1 protein-coding gene is annotated in these 501 nt (G+C 33.9%); it reads left to right on the top strand.

The window, feature by feature from the left end; translation table 11 throughout:
- The coding region (locus ACFINC_RS10295; RefSeq protein ID WP_375617149.1) for a M24 family metallopeptidase C-terminal domain-containing protein at window positions 1–312 on the top strand (312 nt) is incomplete at its 5' end.
- Between the last annotated feature and the right edge of the window lie 189 nt (window positions 313–501).

Genomic DNA, 501 nt, shown 5'->3' with positions numbered 1-501 from the left:
CAAGAATTGATTCCTGGAATGATTGTTTCTAATGAACCTGGATATTATCGCGAAGGCGCTTTTGGTATCCGTCTTGAAAATTTGCTTATTGTAAAGCCAGCACAAAAAATTTCTGGTGGAGAGAAAGAAATGCTTTCGTTTGAAACACTCACCCATTGCCCCATTGATCGAAAGCTCATCCTTCCAGAGCTTTTAACACAAGAAGAGCGACAATGGCTCAATAATTACCATGCTCGTGTTTATCAGATGAATGCACCTTATTTAAATGAAGAAGAGAAAGAATGGGTAAAAGAGGCAACTATGCCTCTTTAAGTGAAGAAATACAATTTCTTTTACGCTTTACAAGAATACTCTCGCTCTTTTTTCAAGCAAAAATGTGGACTAAACATAAGGAAATAATTAAAATGCCTCATTATTTTATCGTCTTGATAAGACTTTTACAGCATTAATAATTATAAATTGGCTTTCAATATCAGTAAATCGTATCTAATGAGAAAAAAA

Source organism: Bartonella sp. AP58NXGY, assembly GCF_042195785.1.
Taxonomy (GTDB): Bacteria; Pseudomonadota; Alphaproteobacteria; order Rhizobiales; family Rhizobiaceae; genus Bartonella.
Note: the sequence above shows the minus strand (reverse complement) of the source record. Positions and strands in the feature narration are given on the sequence as shown.